1 protein-coding gene is annotated in these 339 nt (G+C 43.7%); it reads right to left on the bottom strand.

Annotation, left to right across the window (positions count from 1 at the left end; genetic code table 11):
* Positions 1-339, bottom strand: a 339-nt coding sequence (locus FD44_RS10220; RefSeq protein WP_082618789.1) for an integrase core domain-containing protein, incomplete at both ends; no start/stop codon positions are given.

The raw sequence follows: 339 nt of genomic DNA, 5'->3' as shown, positions 1-339 counted from the left end.
GGGGTCTGGTAGCCCAGTGAACTATGAATTCTCTTCCTATTGTAGAAAGCATGCACATATTCAAAAAGGACGGCAGCGGCAGTTTCATAATCTTCAAAGACCGGCACTGGATAAACACATTCCTTTTTGAGGGAAGCGTGAAAGGATTCCATTGGCGCATTATCATACGGACAACCCTTACGGCTGTATGAGTGGCGGATATGTAGCTCAGTTAAACGTTGATTGTAATCATCGCTGGTATACTGTGATCCTAAATCCGTATGGATAATCAGGTCCCCAGTAATGGTTCGATTTTTAACCGCGCTTTCAAGGGTCTTTAAGACTAAATCAGTAGCCATC

Origin of the sequence: Secundilactobacillus malefermentans DSM 5705 = KCTC 3548 (assembly GCF_001436395.1) — a bacterium.
GTDB classification, from domain to species: Bacteria; Bacillota; Bacilli; order Lactobacillales; family Lactobacillaceae; genus Secundilactobacillus; species Secundilactobacillus malefermentans.
The sequence above is the reverse complement of the archived record's forward strand: the minus strand, read 5'-3'. Positions and strand labels throughout refer to the sequence as shown.